The organism is Ureibacillus aquaedulcis (assembly GCF_030418165.1).
Taxonomy (GTDB): Bacteria; Bacillota; Bacilli; order Bacillales_A; family Planococcaceae; genus Ureibacillus; species Ureibacillus aquaedulcis.
This window is the reverse complement of sequence record NZ_JAUHTQ010000009.1, coordinates 16927-33153: the sequence shown is the minus strand read 5'-3', so window position 1 is coordinate 33153 and position 16227 is coordinate 16927. Positions and strand designations below refer to the sequence as shown.

Sequence of the window (16227 nt, the reverse complement as noted above, 5' to 3'; positions counted from 1 at the left end):
CCGTAAAGCAGAAAAAACGGTAAAAATCGATTGAAATTTAGAATTATCTGTTTTATTATTTATGTATACAGTCGACCGTTTTATTTGGTTGAATCAGTACTTAAGGATGTGGTTTGAATGGAATTTTTTTTAAACTATCCGTTAGATAATGCATTATCGAGAATTGTGGCAGAAAAAATTCTGGAGCAAATCTTAAATGGAGAGTTGAAGCCTGGAGATAAAATAGTTGAAGGCGCATATGCAGAAATGTTTAGCACTAGTCGTTCTCCGATTAGAGAAGCGATCTATATGCTTGCCACAGAAGGATTGATTGAAAGAATACCTAGAAAAGGCGCTTTTGTTAAAGGATATACTTTATCAGAAATTCAAGATTTATTGGATGTCAGAAATAATATCGAACTTCTTTCAGCAAAAAGAATAGATCAGCCACATAAAAAGAAAGATTTACTGGATGAACTGAAAAGTTTGTTAAAAGAGATGGAGAAATGTACAAATCAATCTCAATATGTGCAATTGAACTATGCTTTCCACTACACAATTATAAAATTCAGTGAAAGTTCTGTGTTGGAAGGGGTTTATAGCAAAATTAGTTTTCCGTTATTAAGAATTCAAGGCATCCACTTCTCGCAAACAGAAACGATTGAAAAATCGAAAGAGGAACACCGGAAAATCTATGAATATCTAAAACGAAACGAAATAGATGAATTTATTGAACTGCTGCGTCACCATACAGAAAACGTAATTTTCAATGTCAGTAAAACAGTTTTCTAGAAAGGAGAGATAACATTGAGAAGTGCTTTTCTCTTCCCAGGTCAAGGTTCTCAGTACGAAGGGATGCTACATAATCTACCTGATGAACCCGTTGTTAAAGAAGTTTTAGAAGAAAGCAGCGAAATTTTGAACACACAGATCGATTCACTGCATAGTAAAAAAGCGCTTTCAACAACAAAGGCGGTACAGCAATGTTTACTAATTGCTTCTGTAGCTACGTATAGAATATTTGAAAAGAATGGACTAATCCCGAATTACGTGGCTGGTCATTCTGTTGGCGCATTTGGGGCTGCAACTGCCTCTGGAGTGATTACATTTGAAGAGGCTTTGAAGTTAGTAACTTTACGTGGGGAACTAATGGAAAAGACATGTGGCGAAGGGTATGGAATGGCTGTTGTACTAGGTTTGGATGAATATCAGCTATCCGAAATAGTTAACAAGCATTTCCTTGACAGTGAACCAGTATATGTTTCGAATCGAAATGCTCCAACACAAGTCACACTATCGGGTTCCCTAACAGGTCTACAAAAAATAGTAGACTATGTGAAGGATCATGGAGCAACGTCCGCTCAGTTATTAAATGTATCCACACCTTCTCACTGTCCTTTATTCGATCATGTGAGCGAAGAGCTGTTGAAAGAGTTAAATAGACTTGATTTAAAGAGACCGAAAATTCCGATATCCAGTAATATTACTTCAAGGTTATTAATGCAAGCGGATGCAGTAAAGGAAGATTTGGCAAAAAGCATTTGTAATCCGGTACGCTGGCATGATGCAGTGAATTTGCTTTATGAATCCGGTACACAAATTTTTATCGAAATGCCGCCGGGTGATGTATTAAGTAAGTTGGCACAACAGGCATTCTCGGAAGTTCGAACAATGCCTATTTCTAAATATAGCATTGAGGATTGTTTCTATGTAATGTCAAATTCATAAATAGGGGTGTGTAAAATGGTTGTGAAAAAAGTGGAAGAAACAACTAAATCATGGACAACTAGAGTTGAAGCAAAAAAAGAAAGAGTGGACAGTGTAAAGGGATTGGTTGATGGTGTAATAATTCCGACCGACCGAATTGTAGAGGTACTTGAGCGATTGATCAAAACAGGAGATCGTGTTGTACTCGAAGGGAATAATCAAAAGCAAGCTTCTTTCCTATCCCAATCTTTGGTGCAAATCGACCCGAAAAAGGTTCATGATCTGCATATGATTATGTCCAGTATTTCAAGGCCGGAACACTTGGATGTTTTTGAATATGGCATCGCTAGAAAAATCGATTTTTCCTATGCTGGTCCACAAAGTCTTCGAATCTCACAGATGATTGAAGACGGGAAAATAGAACTCGGAGACTTGCATACGTATATAGAGCTTTATGGGCGATTATTTATAGATTTAATTCCTAATGTAGCATTAGTTGCTGCAGATAAAGCGGATAGCAGTGGGAATCTATATACTGGTCCGAACACTGAAGAAACACCGACATTAGTGGAAGCTGCAGCTTTCCGTGATGGCATCGTCATTGCTCAGGTAAATGAAATTGTCGATGAATTGCCTCGCGTAGACATTCCAAGTTCATGGGTAGATTTTATTGTTGTAGCAGATCAGCCGTATGAGCTTGAACCGTTGTTTACAAGAGATCCACGACATATTACAGATATTCAAATTCTGCAGGCAATGATGATCATTCGGGGCATCTACGAAAAACACGGTGTAAAATCACTGAACCATGGTATCGGCTTTAATACCGCTGCTGTTGAATTACTATTGCCTACGTATGGTGAATCTTTGGGACTTAAGGGGAAAATTTGTACAAACTGGGTACTGAATCCTCATCCAACACTAATCCCGGCTATCGAAGCGGGATGGGTAGAAAGTGTCTATGCCTTTGGTGGAGAGCTTGGAATGGAGAAGTATGTGGAAGCAAGAAGGGATATTTTCTTTACAGGAAAAGATGGCAGCATGCGTTCAAATCGTACATTGGCACAACTTGCTGGTCAGTATGCTGTTGACTTATTTATCGGATCAACTCTGCAAATGGATGGATTAGGAAACTCCTCTACGGTAACAAGAGGACGTGTAGCAGGGTATGGTGGAGCACCGAATATGGGACATAATCCAGGTGGACGCCGACATTCAACTGATGCATGGTTCGACTTGAAGACTTCGGATGATCCGTTGGCGCGTGGTCAGAAGCTGGTTGTACAAGTGGCAGAAACATTCCAGGAAGCAAATAAGCCGGTATTTGTAGAATCACTTGATGCAATCAGTGTGAAAGACCAGGCAAAATTAGCGGTCGCACCAGTTATGATTTACGGAGAAGATGTAACGCACATCGTAACAGAGGAAGGAATCGCTTATCTATATAAATCGGATAGTATGGCGGAAAGACGGGAAATGATTGCCTCTGTAGCAGGGATTACACCAATTGGCATGGAGCATAATCCAAAAACGACTGAACGTTTACGCGAAAAAGGAATGATTGCACTGCCGGAGGATTTGGGCATACGCCGTTCGGATGCGAAACGCTCTCTACTAGCTGCCAAAAATATAGATGAACTTGTTCAATGGTCGGGTGGTTTGTATACGCCGCCAGCAAAATTCCGTAGCTGGTAAGGAAAAGGAGGAAAGGGGATTGCAAGAAGCACACATTTTTTCATCTACTTTGGCAGATTTAGCAGTAGCCTCACTTATTGAAGAAGTATCCCTTACGCCTAAACCGGGATTGGTTGACCAGAAGGACCAAGGCTCCCATGAGGATTTGAACTATTCCATGATGGTGAAATCAGCAAACTGCCTCCATAACACCTTTTACGAAATGGCGAGGGTCGCCTACAGAGAAAAGCCATCCCAGTATCTTCGTGAAAAAATCGGTGAGATTGGACGTAGGGGAGAAAAGGCAATGTACCAAGTGACAAATGGTGTCAATACACATAAAGGAGCTATTTGGTCGCTTGGGTTATTAACAGCTGCAGCAGCAAGTCACAAAGAAGCGTGTGGTGAACTAGTACTCTGCTTTACTGCAGGGGAGATTGCAAAATTTGAAGATCGATTTATCCCTTCCCAAATAACAAATGGGATAAAAGCGATTAACAGATACGGCGTTAACGGTGCCAAAGTAGAAGCGCAATTGGCATTTCCGCATATTCGTGAGATTAGCTTGCCAATCTTCAAATCTTCCTTAAACAACTTTGGCTATGAAGTTGCGAAGCTTCGCTCATTCCTGGCACTGATGGCCAATTTGGATGACACCTGTTTACTGCATCGTGGTGGGATAGAAGGTCTGGATTATGCGAAACAGTATGCAGGCATAGTCCTGGAAAGCGGAGACTTAAATGAACTTCAAACAATGAATGAAGAATTTAAAAAACGGCGCTTATCACCTGGAGGAAGCGCGGATTTACTTGCAGCAACCATTTACTTATATAAAGTTTGCCAGATGACATTATCAGAAAAAATGCAATTTGCTACAATTCATTAATCAAGGGGGAGCGCTATTGTGGAAAAATTAATTTATTCATTTCCAGCATCAAAAACAGTAGAACAACCAGCTCATGTTGGTGTTGTAGGATCTGGAGATTTGGAAATTTTGGTTGAACCGACAGATGAGAACAAAACAGTAGTTGAAATTCGAACAGGTATAACTGGCTTCCAAGACACATGGAAAAAAGTAATCGAACGGTTTGTTAGTCAAAATGATGTTTCGGCACGAATCAGAATCAATGATTTTGGAGCAACACCCGGGGTTGTATCAATTCGATTAGCACAAGCAGTGGAGGTGAGCACAAATGGCACAAATCATAACTGAGAGTCTGGTAGAAAGCTTGGCACGCGAACGAGCATTTCAATTATTGGATAAGGGGAGCGCTTATGAAATTTTAAGTCCTTTTGATGGGTTGGAGTCCCCTCATCTAGTTGCACAAAACATTGTGCCGCAATTTGATGATGGCATGATTATTGTAAATGGTACCTTGAATGGACAACAAACTGTCATTATTTCCATCGAAGGGAACTTCCAAGGCGGCGGAATCGGTGAAGTTTCGGGCGCAAAATTAGCCGGTACACTCGAAAAACTGATTAGAGAATGTGAAAAAGGCAATAAAATCAACCCAATCATTATCTATGATACGGGCGGTGTACGTCTCCAGGAAGCGAACTATGGCTTGTTGTCAATTGCTGAGATTAGTGCAGCTATCGTAGCGTTACGCGAATTTGTTCCGGTAGTCGGGATTATTCCTGGTAAAGTAGGGTCATTTGGCGGAATGTCCTTAACTGCAGGATTATGCAGTGCGTTAATCATGACACGTGAGGGACGTTTAGGAATGAATGGACCGGAAGTTGTCCAGCAAGAAGCAGGCTTGCGTGAGCTTGATCCGCGAAATAAACAATTGATTTGGCAAATGATCGGCGGGGCAATGCGGTATGAATCAGGACTTGCAGATATCCTCGTTGAGGATGATATTCCGAATTATAAAGAAGCAATACTAAGCATTTGGAATGGAGAAATTCAACTAAAGCACCGTACAAAACAGGTTGATTATTACCTATCATTGTTCAAGTCATTAGATGTGCAAGAAAAAGTGACGCCACAACAAGCAAAAGAATATTTAAATACAAATCAAGTGAATGTGAATATAGATTTATCTGCTCCAACCGAAGCTGTAAATACTACAGGAAGTAAATGGTTTGAATTGCTAGCTAATGGCCAGCCTTCTATCAGTGAAGTTCCATCTGTATTGGTAGCAGATACAGTAATCTCGGGGGTAAAAGCCCGATTGATTGCTGTAGTTCCAAACCCTGAGAACATCTATTACCGTGCGCGTAACGGAGAAGTGGGCTTATTGGAAGGATGGACAATTGCAAAATATGTGCGCCAGGCAATTGAAGAGGATAAAAACTCAACTGAAAAACGTTTAATTATCCCAATCGTTGATGTACCTAGCCAAGCATTCGGTTATCACGAAGAGTTATTTGGCATCTACTTAGCTTGTTCAGCTGCTGTTGATGCCTATGCAACAGCAAGATTAAGCGGTCATCCGATTGTAGCTGCACTGGTGGGAAATGCCATTTCGGGTGCATTCCTGTCACATGGCATGCAGGCAAATCGATTAATCGCACTAAATGATGACGGAGTAAATGTCCATGTAATGTCGAAGAAATCAGCTGCACTTATTACGCAACGAACAATTGAAGAGCTTGATGAAGCTGCTAAAGAAGTACCTTCAATGGCCTATGATATTGGTTCATTTAAAAAACTTGGAGCACTTTTCAAATTACTTGAGGGTGTAAATGCGAAAGAACCAAATTCTGATGATAAGGATCAATTGGTTAATGCCATTTCCGAAGCTTATAACGACATTAAAAATGATAACAATCGAGACTTATCGTGCCGATTAAAATCAGATATCGCTCAATCTTCGGGTAGAAAGGCATCCATACAAGTTCGTGAAATGATTGAGCAACAATGGAGATAAAAGTTCATGATATCGTTCAATTTGCATCAATCAATGACATTGAAAACTCAATAGCCCCTCCGAACTGGGTGAAAGATGCACCAGCGGCTAAAAATTTTGGTGTCGTTAGAAGAATGCCAATCACGAACAAAACCGTCCCAATTGGGTTGCGGGGTCAAATGAGAGAACAGCGATACGGGGCATTTATTCACGAAAGTAATATTGTACGGGTGATATCACCAGTTTCTTTAGTGAATCGTATTGATGAGTTTAATGATCGTATTTATTACTCCGCATTAAGCAGTATGAAAAATGAATTTGAAAAGTACAATCTGGTATGGGGTCCAACTGGAAGTGTAGGTTTTGAAATTACTACTTCAATTCAGGTTACAACCCCCAATAGCGACATTGATATTTGCCTCTATCTAAATCAAGTAGACAATGGAGTATTAATGAATATAGGCAATTTCCTAGAGGGCTTGGATCGACGTATTGATGTACAAGTTGAAATTCCTGAGTTGGGTGCGTTTTTACTTAATGATTATCTGAAGCACTCGGAAACTGGCTTTATTGTAAAAACAAAGTTCGGTCCACATTTATGTACAATGGTTGACAACCAAATTAAGCTCGGAGTTAATAGTTGAATAGGGAATAGGATAGGAAAAGAAGTGCTCTTAGGGGCACCTCTTTTCTTTTTTATTTTAATGAAGGAGGTGGGATGCTAAATCAAAAAAACTGATAAAATGAACGAAATAGCAAATTATAAAGGGGGAACAATAATGAAAATAAGAAAACTGGATCAAAATGAAAAAGTCCCAATGGAGTTGCTGTTGTTAGCTGATCCTTTAAAAGAGATAGTTGAGGGATATATTGATAGGGGCGATTGTTTTGTAGCCGAAAGGGATCAACAAGTTGTTGGAGTTTATGTATTGCTGCCAACAAGGCCCAAAACAGTTGAGATAGTGAATATAGCAGTACATGAAGGGCTGCAAGGTAGAGGTGTAGGAAAATTGTTAATAAAGGATGCAATCCAAGTTGCCATGTCAAGAGGCTATAAAACCATTGAAATTGGTACCGGCAATTCAAGTATTGGTCAATTAGCTTTATATCAGAAATGTGGCTTTCGAATTGTTGGTATTGAATTTGATTTTTTTATCAAGCATTATAGCGAAGAAATTTTTGAGAATGGTCTACAGTGCAGAGACATGATTCGCTTAGCCAAGGACTTATAAGTCAACGTATAACGATTATGATACATACACAAATTAGAAACGAATAATTACAACGCAAAAACAGCATCCTAAGAAATAAATGCCAACGAGGATGACGAATTGAGTTATGGGAACACTTGAAATAATAATATTGCTTTTTTTTGCAGTTAGTATTATTTGGACCATAAAAACCAACAAATCTGCCAAAAATGAAACAAGTGCTGCAAGTGCAAAGGGCACAAGTGATTCAAGTGCACCAAGCAAAGAAAATGCAAAAAAGAAACAAAGTCAAAAACCCACTCAAGTTGCTGCAACAATGAGTGAGGATGGCGAAGAAAACATCGACTACATTAAATTAAGCAGTGATGACTATAAACGATGTAATCAGTGTGAAAAAGTAATAGGCGTTAAAGATAACTTTTGCAGTTATTGTGGGCTTCCTAATCCACAAACAAACTAGTATTTGCTTGATATGAATCCAGCTTGAAAATCTTTCGAGTTGGATTATTTTATTCGAAACTTTTAAACCTAAAAAGAAGGTGGTGTAACTGAAAAGAGAATACTGACTTGCTCATCGGTTGGGTTGTGCCACATATGTAAGGCTTGTGCGGGAATTTTTACACTATCACCAGTTTTTAAAGTATACTCGTCTCCTAAAAGCGATAATTGTATCGGTCCCTTTAGTATAAATGCTACTTCTTCTCCTTTATGTGACATTGGTGAGTCGGAAGAGGATGTCCCCGGTTTTAAATGCATGATGGCAGTTGCTAATTGGCTCGTAAAGTCAGGGGAAATCAGCTCATATTCCAAACCATCAATCGCGATCTGCTTACGTTGTTCACTTCTCACTACAAGCTCTCTTGTATCCACTTCGTCCATCAAAAATGTAAATACCGGAACATCCAACACCTTTGCGAGCGATTTTAAGGTCTGGATAGAAGGATTGGTATGGCCTTTTTCGATTTGACTTAGCATGGATGGGGTGATGTCCGCCTTCATCGCTAATTCTCTAAGCGAAAAACCAGAGTTTTTACGGTATTGTTCAATTTTTACTCCAACAAAGGATAGACTCATAATTAGCCCCCAATAAATTTGAAATTACAAAAATGAATTGTCTAAATATCTATTAAGTGTTAAATTTAATTTAACATATTAAGTGTAATTAAACAATTAATTGGGGTGGAAAAATGATTTCGTTTATTCTAATGACCTTATTTGTTGTGATGAGTCCAGGGGGACACAGCGTTGATTACAAAACAAACAATTTCTGGCGGCAAGAAAGATGGTTTGCAAATGGCCTTAGGGATTACGGCAGGATCACTTGGCCATACTCTAGCCGCCACGCTGGGTTTATCAGCTTTGGTTCTGCAATCGGCAGTCGCCTTTTCTATTTTGAAGTGGGTCGGGGCTATCTATTTAATCTATTTAGGCGTTCAATCACTGATATCTCGTAAAAGCCCTGACGATTTAACTGAAAATGATCGCAATACGAAAGGGTCGCCATTCAAAGAGGGCTTTCTATCAAACCTGCTTAACCCAAAGGTTGCAGTCTTTTTCATCACGTTCCTACCTCAATTTGTTAGTTCACAAGATAATGCAATGACTGAACTTCTGGTTATGGGAAGCATTTATTCGTTACTATCCGTTCTATGGTTTGTCTTCTATGTCTTCTGTTTGAACTATATTCGCGAGTGGCTAATGTCAGCAAATGTTCAAAACTATCTGGAAAAACTAACAGGTATTGTACTTATTGGTTTTGGGGTTAAACTACTCTTTACGCAAAAAAACTAAATAGAGAGTAGAGTTAAATTGTATCCTGTAAAAGGCAATTCAATGATTGCCTTTTACAGGTCTTTTTTCTGGAAATCGTGACAGCTAGTAAGCTGATTATAAGCTTCGCAAGTATTGTTCCAAGTCCTTGGCGGATTTTATATCTTCGAGCTTCTGTTTATCTCCTTCATATCTAGAATCATAAGAAAAGTTAAAAACATAGTCCCTGTTTTGGAGATGTTTATTTAAAAAGCTTGAGTAATCAAGGCTTTTGTCGTTTTCCGAGATTTCATTTTCAAGTTTTTCATTGAAGTAATCAATATTAATGGTGAAATACTCTAATTCTTGTTTCTTCAGGTACTGTATCAAATTGTAAGCTTTCTCTAATTGAAGTTTCATATTCTTGGAGGGTGTAAGAAGTACATTGGCAAATATGATATTGCCAATTCCTTCATGGTCTTCCTTAAGTATTTCCTTATAATTGTTCGAGATATTGTATTTCACATATGCCTTAGGTGGAAAAGAGACATTGACCATAAATGAATACTTTTCTGCAGACCCATACAATTCTTTGTAAACTGGACCAAAGAGTTTGTTGAGCTCCTCCCGCCATTTCATGTCTAGGTAGTTGTCGGAAACCGGCTCCATATCTTCATCAACTGTTATCCGAACAGTAAGTTTTGGGTTTTTTGAAGGATGAGAATCGATTCTGTAAGTACCCATATCATCACCCAGCGGTTTAGAGAAGCTAGATTCATCAATAATAAACTCCTCTTCATATTTCTTTTCTAGATATCTTTCAGCAGCTGCTTCGGCTTTGGAGCTGATTAATGGAAAATAGATATAGTCAAACAAAACTAGACCTATGATAAGTAAAAAGAAAACCGGGACAGCGAGTAAAACAATGAGTAATTTTCGCATTTTTCCTTCTCCTCAATGATATGATTTGTATAATAATTCAAAGAAAATCAATACTTACTAAGGGTGCAGGGAACTTCAATCGAAAGTCGCTCCACATTAATGAATGGATCTAACCGGGCCTTGCTTCAGTAATAAGATAGGCAGCACTTATTTGGTATATTGTTGGAGAACATGTTCATCATGCAACGCAAGAGTATTGAACTAATTTACATATAGCATTTCCAGAAGGGGCAGTAAAGATTAAAACGTTGGGAGAGGGAAGATGAAAATGAAAAAAAGAAAGAAGAGGGGTTGGCAGGTTTTTAAAGATTTTCTATATGAGATTGGGAGTACAATTTTAATAGAAGTACTTTGGAACATCCTGATGTTAATACCAAGATTGTTGATTCGACTGATTAAGTATATCTGGTAGAGTAAATAGTTGTAACTAAAACTAACGCGGTCCCTGGTATTAGACGTGGGTGGGACACAAGCAGGAATAGGGATGAGTATGGACAAAAAACTAAGTAAACTAGATTTTAGTTATTTTATTGACCAAAAGCTTACGGAGGTAAACGCAGAAAAAAATTATCCTTTTGGCATTTCTTTTGAATGGGGAGATTTAAACGTAGAATGCCCATGGAGATTGAGAGTTTCCAGTGAAGTGGCAATTGGGCAGTCGGATTATCTGCAGGCACCAGGGGAGTACTCGCATAAAAATGTTGAAAAAATTCTAATGGGGAAAAGAATCACGAAGATATACCATTATGAAGAGATTTCAGATTTAGTGGTTGAATTTGAAGACAGTATATATCTTGAACTATTTCATGACAGCAATTATTTTGAAGGATGGCAGTTGCGAGGAGATAATGGGTTCTATGTGTTTACTTTACCGGGTGGCTCTTATTCGGATTAGATGGAACTTCGCCTTTTAGAATTAAAGAAGCAATTACTACCTAGAATATATAAAAAAAGGGTGTGTGCATAATTCTCCCTTATGTTTTTAAGAGCGTTAATTCAAAAAGGATTAACGCTCTTTTTTGTGGAATTAAGTTAATTATCAATTTAGAAATGTACCGGGAGATAAGTGGAAAAGGAGTGAATTTGATATGTTGGAATGGCATGGCTCCTCAGGTGTTTGTATCAATGAAAAAGGGCAACTTCTAATGGTTTTGCAGGGGAAGCCCGATGAAAAGAAAACTTGGTCAATCCCTTCTGGTGGAAGGAAAAACAATGAAACCTTCGAGGAATGCTGTATTAGGGAAATAGAGGAGGAAACCGGGTATAAGGTTGAGATTCTGAGTGAACTTCAAGTGAAAAAGGCGCGATATGATAAAGCGAATATCTCCATTGAAGTCCATTATTTTTTGGTCAAACAAGTGGGTGGAGCTATGGCTATTCAGGATCCTGATAATTTGATTTATGAGATTGCATGGAAAACTATAGATGAAATACAAGATTTAGAACTTACTTTCACTGAGGATCGGGACATTTTAAAGGAATCCCTTTTGAATATTATGTGAGGGTAAAGCAATCAACTTTATCCTTATTGAGTAACCTTCTTTGCTGTTCCTTATTAAAATAGCATAAGGAGGTGTTTTCACATTGACTAAAAACTCGAGATTACTTTATTGTTTAATCGGAAGTGCCGTACTGGCATTGCTAAATAGTCCGATTCTGGGCTCCGCTATAACGGGAGTATTCAGTGGAGGCGGAGCCAATACACTAGAGCAATTTATTGTGCTAATGGCAGATATCCTGTCATTTGTGGGATTTTTATTTTTAATTATCTTCTCGCTTCTGTTGATATACCATAATAGGAAATAGAAATTCTAAGAATAACAACAATTATCGTATATATTTGCGATACAAAGGTTAATGCAGCCTGTATGTAGAAACAATACTCATAAGTCAAAATGTTGGAGGACGAAATGAGCAAATTTAGTTTGTTTGGGAAGTTTACGGTGCTAGCTGGTGAACAAAACATAATGGTGAATATTTTGCTCGAAGCTGCAGAATCAATGGCTGACCTTGAGGAATGTGAGATCTATCTCGTAAATATTGCCGATAATGAACCGGATTCAGTTTATGTCTATGAAGTCTGGAGCAATGAAGAGGCACACCAAGCATCCCTAACGCTAGAGGCTACACAAAAGTTAATACAGCGAGCAAAACCCATCATAACAGGAATGGAAAGAATCAGTACCTTAAAAGCAGTGGGCGGGAAGGGCGTTTCTTAGCCTTTTTAATAGACTTGGAATGTGTTGGCTCTCGTAGAAAGGACATAACAGTTAGTGGTTATGTTCTTTTTTAATTGTCCCCACCTCTTAAATTGGATGAATTAAGTTGTTGAAACAAATATAAATAGTGTAAAATTACACTATAAGGAAGTGTTGCTACTTGGAAAAAGAAAAATTTATCAGATTAATATCCGATAGAATGAAACTTGTTAGAACGGAGCAAGGCTTTTCACAAGATAAAATGGCTGAAATGCTGGGAATCTCCAAAAAGACGCTTGTACAAATCGAAAAAGGCAGAACACCGGCGAATTGGACGACTGTTATAGCATTTTGTGCCCTGTTTAATGATAGTGAATTGTTGTTATCGGTCATTGGCGATAAACCAATCTATCTTATCCGGTTAATTGCGAATAATAGCGAAGACACGCCGAAGGAAAAAACGATGGGTGGGATGTTTTGGTGGAAAGAAATTGTTGAGAAAGGCAATTTCCGATTACAGCAAAATGTGATTAGCAATCACTATCGTATTTTGGATGAAAATAACTATCGCTGGTTTAGCTCGTTTGAAAAAGAAGAAGCTTTGAAGCGTTTAGATGAATTAAATCCACCTAAATAAGAAAAGTTTCGGTAATTTGGACAGAATGATTCGTAGAGAAGGGGGAGTAACTATGAAAGCTTTTCAACTTGTTTTATCACTGCTTCCTATTCCTTTTTTATTTCATTTATATGAATATAATAGCCATCTCGCTAGACAAGATCCTGTTTTTTTAGCTCCGGCTTTTATCTTCATGATACTTCTAGGCGGAATAGTAATGAGGAAGGTTAAAATATCATTGTTTTTTGGAGTAAGTATCTTAATGACGTTTATCTCGCTGGGGTTAGGCCATTTATTTATTGAAGATGATGGGTCTTGGTTTAAGCCCTTTGGAAGAGATGCAGCTGTAATATGGGTTGCTGCAATCTATATAGTGGGGCAGTTAGCCATAAGAGGGGTATCCAAAATGAGTTCCCCCTTATAAAAAGAAGCCCATCGTATATCGAATAATTTTAATTAGCTTTCTATTAAAATCGGATTTTTTGAGAGGAGTTAATTTACTTGAAGAAACTCGAAATAATTATTTGTGTCTTAATACTGGTTGTTGCAGCATTTGTAGGTGTAAATAAATTATATTATCCTCTACTACCGATTGAGGGATTAACAGCAAAGGAAGCAATTGGTAGCTTAAATGCGTCCGACAGCAAGATTGTTCAAATTGCAGAAGAAGAAGACTCATTATGGTATATAGCAAGAAGTGAAAATAAAGGCATAGAGAGTACTCATGAAAATATCAAAGAGTTGGTGGCATCTGAAGGTTGGGTGTATAAAGAGCAAAACGGCAGTGGTTTATTCTTTGAAAAAAGCGGTGAAAGCTTAATTGCTACTACCCAAATGTGGACGAAAAAATATGTCCTGATTAAAATTCCGAAGTTTTGATGTTCCTATAATAATATTCAGTGAAAGAGTGAAGGTTTATGGTGACTGATTACAAAATACAAATAGAAAGAATAGTTAAAGCCCTGTCTACCTCATGGTCAATACAGTCCAGTTCGAAATGGAGTATGGAAAACCCTGCAAAAGGCCAGTGTGGTGTAACAGCATTGGTAGTAAATGATCTATTGGGTGGAGAAATCTTAAAAACCATATTACCTGACGGATGGCACTTTTACAATTGTATTGATGGGAGACGGTATGATTTTACATCTTCCCAATTTAAAGAACTGATTGCATACAGTGATATTCCTTCACATAGAGAAGAGGCGTATGCGGATACTAATGAAAAACAGTATAACCATCTTAAAGAAAGTGTTTTTAAGAATCTGGGGGACCTAAAATCCAATAACATTTAGAAAACTTCTATTTTTCCTTGATCTGTTCCCGGATTTTTTGAAGATCTTCGAAAGATAAATCACCAAGAGATTTTTTGATTTCTTCCTCAATCAGCTTCCTGTTTTTTTCCTGATGCTGCTTGCGCCATTCCCGCAGGCCTTCCGTTTTATCGAAAAGATATTCGATATCGATTTCTTCATTCTCTTCATCAGCCAAATAGTCCAGTACTGCTGCTAACATTCGTGAAAGATTATCGATTTCACTTTGTAGATTATTTGGCGTATTCTCCATTTTTTCATTTTCTGGATCTTCATTTGTTTGTGTTGGCTTTCGTGGCATTGTGTCTCTCCTCCTATTTAGCTTCTAGTATGTCCCAATCAAATAAAGTACATAAGGCCAAATATTTTGTGTTAGAATAAAATTGGTATGGGAAAATATGGATGTTAGTAGGTGCATTTTATGAAGAAATTTCTAATAGGCATAAATTTCGTATTAGCATTATTCCTATTTATAGGTTGTAGCAATCAGGAGAAAACGATTGAAGGTGAATTTCTATTAGGGAAATTTGGTGCAGATCCAATAAAATCACCGGGCATCTATGCGGAACCAAACTTAGGAATCGTAACAAGTATCAATAATTTAGAAATTAAAGCTGAAGGCAAAATAGTGGTACTCCTATACTTCATGATGTAGAGAAAAATAGTGAAAGACGAGTAAAAATCAACTTCGACAGTAATGGGGAGGAAAATGAGAAAATTGTAAGCTGGCATACACTTGAACAGCTAACTACTCATCATAACTAGTTTACTAACCTTACAGAGTATAGGACAAAATCAAGGAGAGATTTGGTGATTAAACGCTTTTTAACTATTTGCATGGTTATTTTGTTGCCGCAAATTGCCGTATTCCTGTTGAAGGTTTTTTTGTTCAAAGAAGCAATCGATTGGGAATATATTTACTTAATGTCGGTACTTGTTGGAGTATCAGCAATGATTATAATAAGTGTGCACGATAAAAGGAATAGAGTTAAGGAATCTAAATTTAATTACACAGCTAAAGTACGAAGTGGACCGATTATTTTTCTATTGGGTATCTTTGTAGTTAATACAACAGTCACTGTCAATGGTCTAGAAGCAGAGGGATGGGTAATACGAATCGCCGTGCTAGCAGCAATCACTGTACTCACTTCTCTAAGATATAAATTCTACATTGAAGACAGTACGCTTACCTATGAAATCCTGCTCTTTACAATCATGGTTTATAAAAGAGGACTTTATCCAGATGAAGTGAAACAGGTAAGATTCATACGATTTGGTTGGAGCAAGAAAGTGCCATTATAAAGGTCGAAAAAGGGTTCAACATACGCATTATAAATTTTGAACCTGCAAATGTGTGTGTAGGATTAAATGATTTTACTGATAAACATTCGATTCCAGTATAAAAAACATATGATTATATGCTATTGGAGAAGTCGTCTCGCCGACAATCCATAAAGTGAAAAGAGGGAATCTAATGTTTTTTGTACAAATGTCTGGTTATCCCGGTTCGGGAAAATCGACACTTGCTCATGAAATAGCCAGAAGAACGGGCGCAATCATTGTGGATCATGATACTTTGAAAGCGGTATTGTTGGAATCTACACAGGAAATTGAGATAGCGGAAAAGCTATTAGGCAGGATTTCATATGATATGGATTGGGCGCTGATTGAGTTTTATTTATCACAGGGACAAAGCGTGATATTTGATAGCCCCTGTTTATCAAAGGAACAAGTTTGGCAAAAGAATATAAAGTACCTTACAAATATGTTGAGTGCTATCTAAATGATTTTAATGAAGTGAATTTCCGTTTGAAAAATCGAATAAGTAAGATGAGCCAAATAAAAGAAGTGAAATCCATTGAGAACTTTCAATACACAATTAATAATAGTAAAAGACCTGACAATCATCCATTTCTAGTGGTTGACAGCAGTAACCGTATAGATACATATATTGAAAAGGTTTTGGATTATTTAACGAAATGA

At 37.8% G+C, this 16227-nt stretch carries 23 protein-coding genes and 1 pseudogene; 21 read left to right on the top strand and 3 right to left on the bottom strand.

From position 1 onward, the window contains the following. Window positions 1–117 precede the first annotated feature (117 nt). The 9 genes from QYB95_RS12520 to QYB95_RS12480 all read left to right on the top strand — a co-directional run bounded on the left by QYB95_RS12520 (window position 118) and on the right by QYB95_RS12480 (window position 7889). The gene (locus QYB95_RS12520; RefSeq protein WP_301138668.1) at window positions 118–771 is read left to right on the top strand and encodes a GntR family transcriptional regulator; all 654 of its coding nucleotides are present in this window, start codon (window positions 118–120) and stop codon (window positions 769–771) included. 15 nt (window positions 772–786) lie between these two features. After that, on the top strand, window positions 787–1707 hold the full coding sequence (gene mdcH / locus QYB95_RS12515) for a malonate decarboxylase subunit epsilon (RefSeq protein WP_301138667.1): 921 nt from the start codon (window positions 787–789) through the stop codon (window positions 1705–1707). A 15-nt stretch (window positions 1708–1722) separates the two neighbouring features. Next, the gene (mdcA, locus tag QYB95_RS12510) at window positions 1723–3381 is read left to right on the top strand and encodes a malonate decarboxylase subunit alpha (RefSeq protein ID WP_301138666.1); all 1659 of its coding nucleotides are present in this window, start codon (window positions 1723–1725) and stop codon (window positions 3379–3381) included. A gap of 19 nt (window positions 3382–3400) precedes the next feature. Beyond that, the gene (locus QYB95_RS12505; RefSeq protein ID WP_301138665.1) at window positions 3401–4246 is read left to right on the top strand and encodes a triphosphoribosyl-dephospho-CoA synthase; all 846 of its coding nucleotides are present in this window, start codon (window positions 3401–3403) and stop codon (window positions 4244–4246) included. Between the two features lie 18 nt (window positions 4247–4264). Then, window positions 4265–4573: a malonate decarboxylase subunit delta gene (locus QYB95_RS12500; RefSeq protein ID WP_301138664.1), complete on the top strand. Its 309-nt coding sequence runs from the start codon at window positions 4265–4267 to the stop codon at window positions 4571–4573. Further along, entirely contained in the window at window positions 4554–6239 is a 1686-nt protein-coding gene (mdcD, locus tag QYB95_RS12495; protein WP_301138663.1) for a biotin-independent malonate decarboxylase subunit beta, read from the top strand. The genes QYB95_RS12500 and mdcD overlap by 20 nt, the downstream gene beginning before the upstream one ends. Next, window positions 6230–6862, top strand: a complete 633-nt coding sequence (locus QYB95_RS12490; protein WP_301138662.1) for a malonate decarboxylase holo-ACP synthase — start codon at window positions 6230–6232, stop codon at window positions 6860–6862. Before mdcD ends, QYB95_RS12490 begins: the two co-directional genes overlap by 10 nt. A 135-nt stretch (window positions 6863–6997) precedes the next feature. Beyond that, entirely contained in the window at window positions 6998–7450 is a 453-nt protein-coding gene (locus tag QYB95_RS12485; RefSeq protein ID WP_301138661.1) for a GNAT family N-acetyltransferase, read from the top strand. 106 nt (window positions 7451–7556) lie between these two features. Then, window positions 7557–7889: a zinc ribbon domain-containing protein gene (locus tag QYB95_RS12480; protein ID WP_301138660.1), complete on the top strand. Its 333-nt coding sequence runs from the start codon at window positions 7557–7559 to the stop codon at window positions 7887–7889. A 68-nt stretch (window positions 7890–7957) separates the two neighbouring features. Here QYB95_RS12480 and QYB95_RS12475 read toward each other — a convergent pair whose 3' ends face one another. Further along, window positions 7958–8503: a helix-turn-helix domain-containing protein gene (locus tag QYB95_RS12475; RefSeq protein WP_301138659.1), complete on the bottom strand. Its 546-nt coding sequence runs from the start codon at window positions 8501–8503 to the stop codon at window positions 7958–7960. 171 nt (window positions 8504–8674) lie between these two features. Here QYB95_RS12475 and QYB95_RS12470 point away from each other — a divergent pair, with 171 nt between their 5' ends. Further along, window positions 8675–9220, top strand: coding sequence for a LysE family translocator (locus QYB95_RS12470; RefSeq protein WP_345783719.1), 546 nt, complete (start codon window positions 8675–8677; stop codon window positions 9218–9220). 96 nt (window positions 9221–9316) lie between these two features. On the opposite strand, the gene QYB95_RS12465 is transcribed toward QYB95_RS12470, so the two are convergent. After that, window positions 9317–10120 (bottom strand): murein transglycosylase, encoded by an 804-nt coding sequence (locus QYB95_RS12465; RefSeq protein WP_301138658.1) that lies wholly within the window; start codon window positions 10118–10120, stop codon window positions 9317–9319. Between the two features lie 484 nt (window positions 10121–10604). Between QYB95_RS12465 and QYB95_RS12460 the strand changes: the two genes are divergently transcribed. From QYB95_RS12460 to QYB95_RS12425, 8 genes are all read left to right on the top strand, one after another. Continuing rightward, window positions 10605–11015: a DUF6188 family protein gene (locus QYB95_RS12460; RefSeq protein ID WP_301138657.1), complete on the top strand. Its 411-nt coding sequence runs from the start codon at window positions 10605–10607 to the stop codon at window positions 11013–11015. A gap of 193 nt (window positions 11016–11208) precedes the next feature. Further along, on the top strand, window positions 11209–11622 hold the full coding sequence (locus QYB95_RS12455) for an NUDIX hydrolase (RefSeq protein ID WP_301138656.1): 414 nt from the start codon (window positions 11209–11211) through the stop codon (window positions 11620–11622). Between the two features lie 82 nt (window positions 11623–11704). Beyond that, entirely contained in the window at window positions 11705–11926 is a 222-nt protein-coding gene (locus QYB95_RS12450; RefSeq protein ID WP_301138655.1) for a hypothetical protein, read from the top strand. A 104-nt stretch (window positions 11927–12030) separates the two neighbouring features. Beyond that, window positions 12031–12339 (top strand): putative quinol monooxygenase, encoded by a 309-nt coding sequence (locus QYB95_RS12445; protein ID WP_301138654.1) that lies wholly within the window; start codon window positions 12031–12033, stop codon window positions 12337–12339. A 160-nt stretch (window positions 12340–12499) separates the two neighbouring features. After that, on the top strand, window positions 12500–12955 hold the full coding sequence (locus QYB95_RS12440) for a helix-turn-helix domain-containing protein (RefSeq protein ID WP_301138653.1): 456 nt from the start codon (window positions 12500–12502) through the stop codon (window positions 12953–12955). Between the two features lie 52 nt (window positions 12956–13007). Continuing rightward, on the top strand, window positions 13008–13358 hold the full coding sequence (locus QYB95_RS12435) for a hypothetical protein (protein ID WP_301138652.1): 351 nt from the start codon (window positions 13008–13010) through the stop codon (window positions 13356–13358). A gap of 77 nt (window positions 13359–13435) precedes the next feature. Further along, complete coding sequence (locus QYB95_RS12430) at window positions 13436–13813, top strand: hypothetical protein (protein ID WP_301138651.1); 378 nt, start codon at window positions 13436–13438, stop codon at window positions 13811–13813. Between the two features lie 38 nt (window positions 13814–13851). Further along, complete coding sequence (locus tag QYB95_RS12425; protein ID WP_301138650.1) at window positions 13852–14226, top strand: YunG family protein; 375 nt, start codon at window positions 13852–13854, stop codon at window positions 14224–14226. A 7-nt stretch (window positions 14227–14233) separates the two neighbouring features. Here the strand turns inward: QYB95_RS12425 and QYB95_RS12420 are convergent, their stop codons facing one another. Next, entirely contained in the window at window positions 14234–14545 is a 312-nt protein-coding gene (locus QYB95_RS12420; RefSeq protein WP_301138649.1) for a hypothetical protein, read from the bottom strand. Between the two features lie 120 nt (window positions 14546–14665). Between QYB95_RS12420 and QYB95_RS12415 the strand changes: the two genes are divergently transcribed. From QYB95_RS12415 to QYB95_RS12405, 3 genes and pseudogenes are all read left to right on the top strand, one after another. After that, window positions 14666–14899, top strand: coding sequence for a hypothetical protein (locus QYB95_RS12415; RefSeq protein WP_301138648.1), 234 nt, complete (start codon window positions 14666–14668; stop codon window positions 14897–14899). Window positions 14900–15054: 155 nt separating this feature from the next. Continuing rightward, complete coding sequence (locus QYB95_RS12410) at window positions 15055–15546, top strand: hypothetical protein (protein WP_301138647.1); 492 nt, start codon at window positions 15055–15057, stop codon at window positions 15544–15546. Between the two features lie 172 nt (window positions 15547–15718). Continuing rightward, window positions 15719–16227, top strand: a pseudogene (locus QYB95_RS12405) (P-loop nucleotide/nucleoside kinase family protein).

Excerpts from the sequence above, each read along its gene's own strand:
- QYB95_RS12520 (WP_301138668.1), top strand. The coding sequence starts at position 118 with ATGGAATTTTTTTTAAACTATCCGTTAGATAATGCATTATCGAGAATT.
- mdcA (WP_301138666.1), top strand. The coding sequence starts at position 1,723 with ATGGTTGTGAAAAAAGTGGAAGAAACAACTAAATCATGGACAACTAGA.
- mdcD (WP_301138663.1), top strand. The coding sequence starts at position 4,554 with ATGGCACAAATCATAACTGAGAGTCTGGTAGAAAGCTTGGCACGCGAA.
- QYB95_RS12490 (WP_301138662.1), top strand. The coding sequence starts at position 6,230 with ATGGAGATAAAAGTTCATGATATCGTTCAATTTGCATCAATCAATGAC.
- QYB95_RS12485 (WP_301138661.1), top strand. The coding sequence starts at position 6,998 with ATGAAAATAAGAAAACTGGATCAAAATGAAAAAGTCCCAATGGAGTTG.
- QYB95_RS12480 (WP_301138660.1), top strand. The coding sequence starts at position 7,557 with ATGGGAACACTTGAAATAATAATATTGCTTTTTTTTGCAGTTAGTATT.
- QYB95_RS12475 (WP_301138659.1), bottom strand. The coding sequence starts at position 8,503 with ATGAGTCTATCCTTTGTTGGAGTAAAAATTGAACAATACCGTAAAAAC.
- QYB95_RS12465 (WP_301138658.1), bottom strand. The coding sequence starts at position 10,120 with ATGCGAAAATTACTCATTGTTTTACTCGCTGTCCCGGTTTTCTTTTTA.
- QYB95_RS12460 (WP_301138657.1), top strand. The coding sequence starts at position 10,605 with ATGAGTATGGACAAAAAACTAAGTAAACTAGATTTTAGTTATTTTATT.
- QYB95_RS12455 (WP_301138656.1), top strand. The coding sequence starts at position 11,209 with ATGTTGGAATGGCATGGCTCCTCAGGTGTTTGTATCAATGAAAAAGGG.
- QYB95_RS12445 (WP_301138654.1), top strand. The coding sequence starts at position 12,031 with ATGAGCAAATTTAGTTTGTTTGGGAAGTTTACGGTGCTAGCTGGTGAA.
- QYB95_RS12435 (WP_301138652.1), top strand. The coding sequence starts at position 13,008 with ATGAAAGCTTTTCAACTTGTTTTATCACTGCTTCCTATTCCTTTTTTA.
- QYB95_RS12425 (WP_301138650.1), top strand. The coding sequence starts at position 13,852 with ATGGTGACTGATTACAAAATACAAATAGAAAGAATAGTTAAAGCCCTG.
- QYB95_RS12420 (WP_301138649.1), bottom strand. The coding sequence starts at position 14,545 with ATGCCACGAAAGCCAACACAAACAAATGAAGATCCAGAAAATGAAAAA.
- QYB95_RS12415 (WP_301138648.1), top strand. The coding sequence starts at position 14,666 with ATGAAGAAATTTCTAATAGGCATAAATTTCGTATTAGCATTATTCCTA.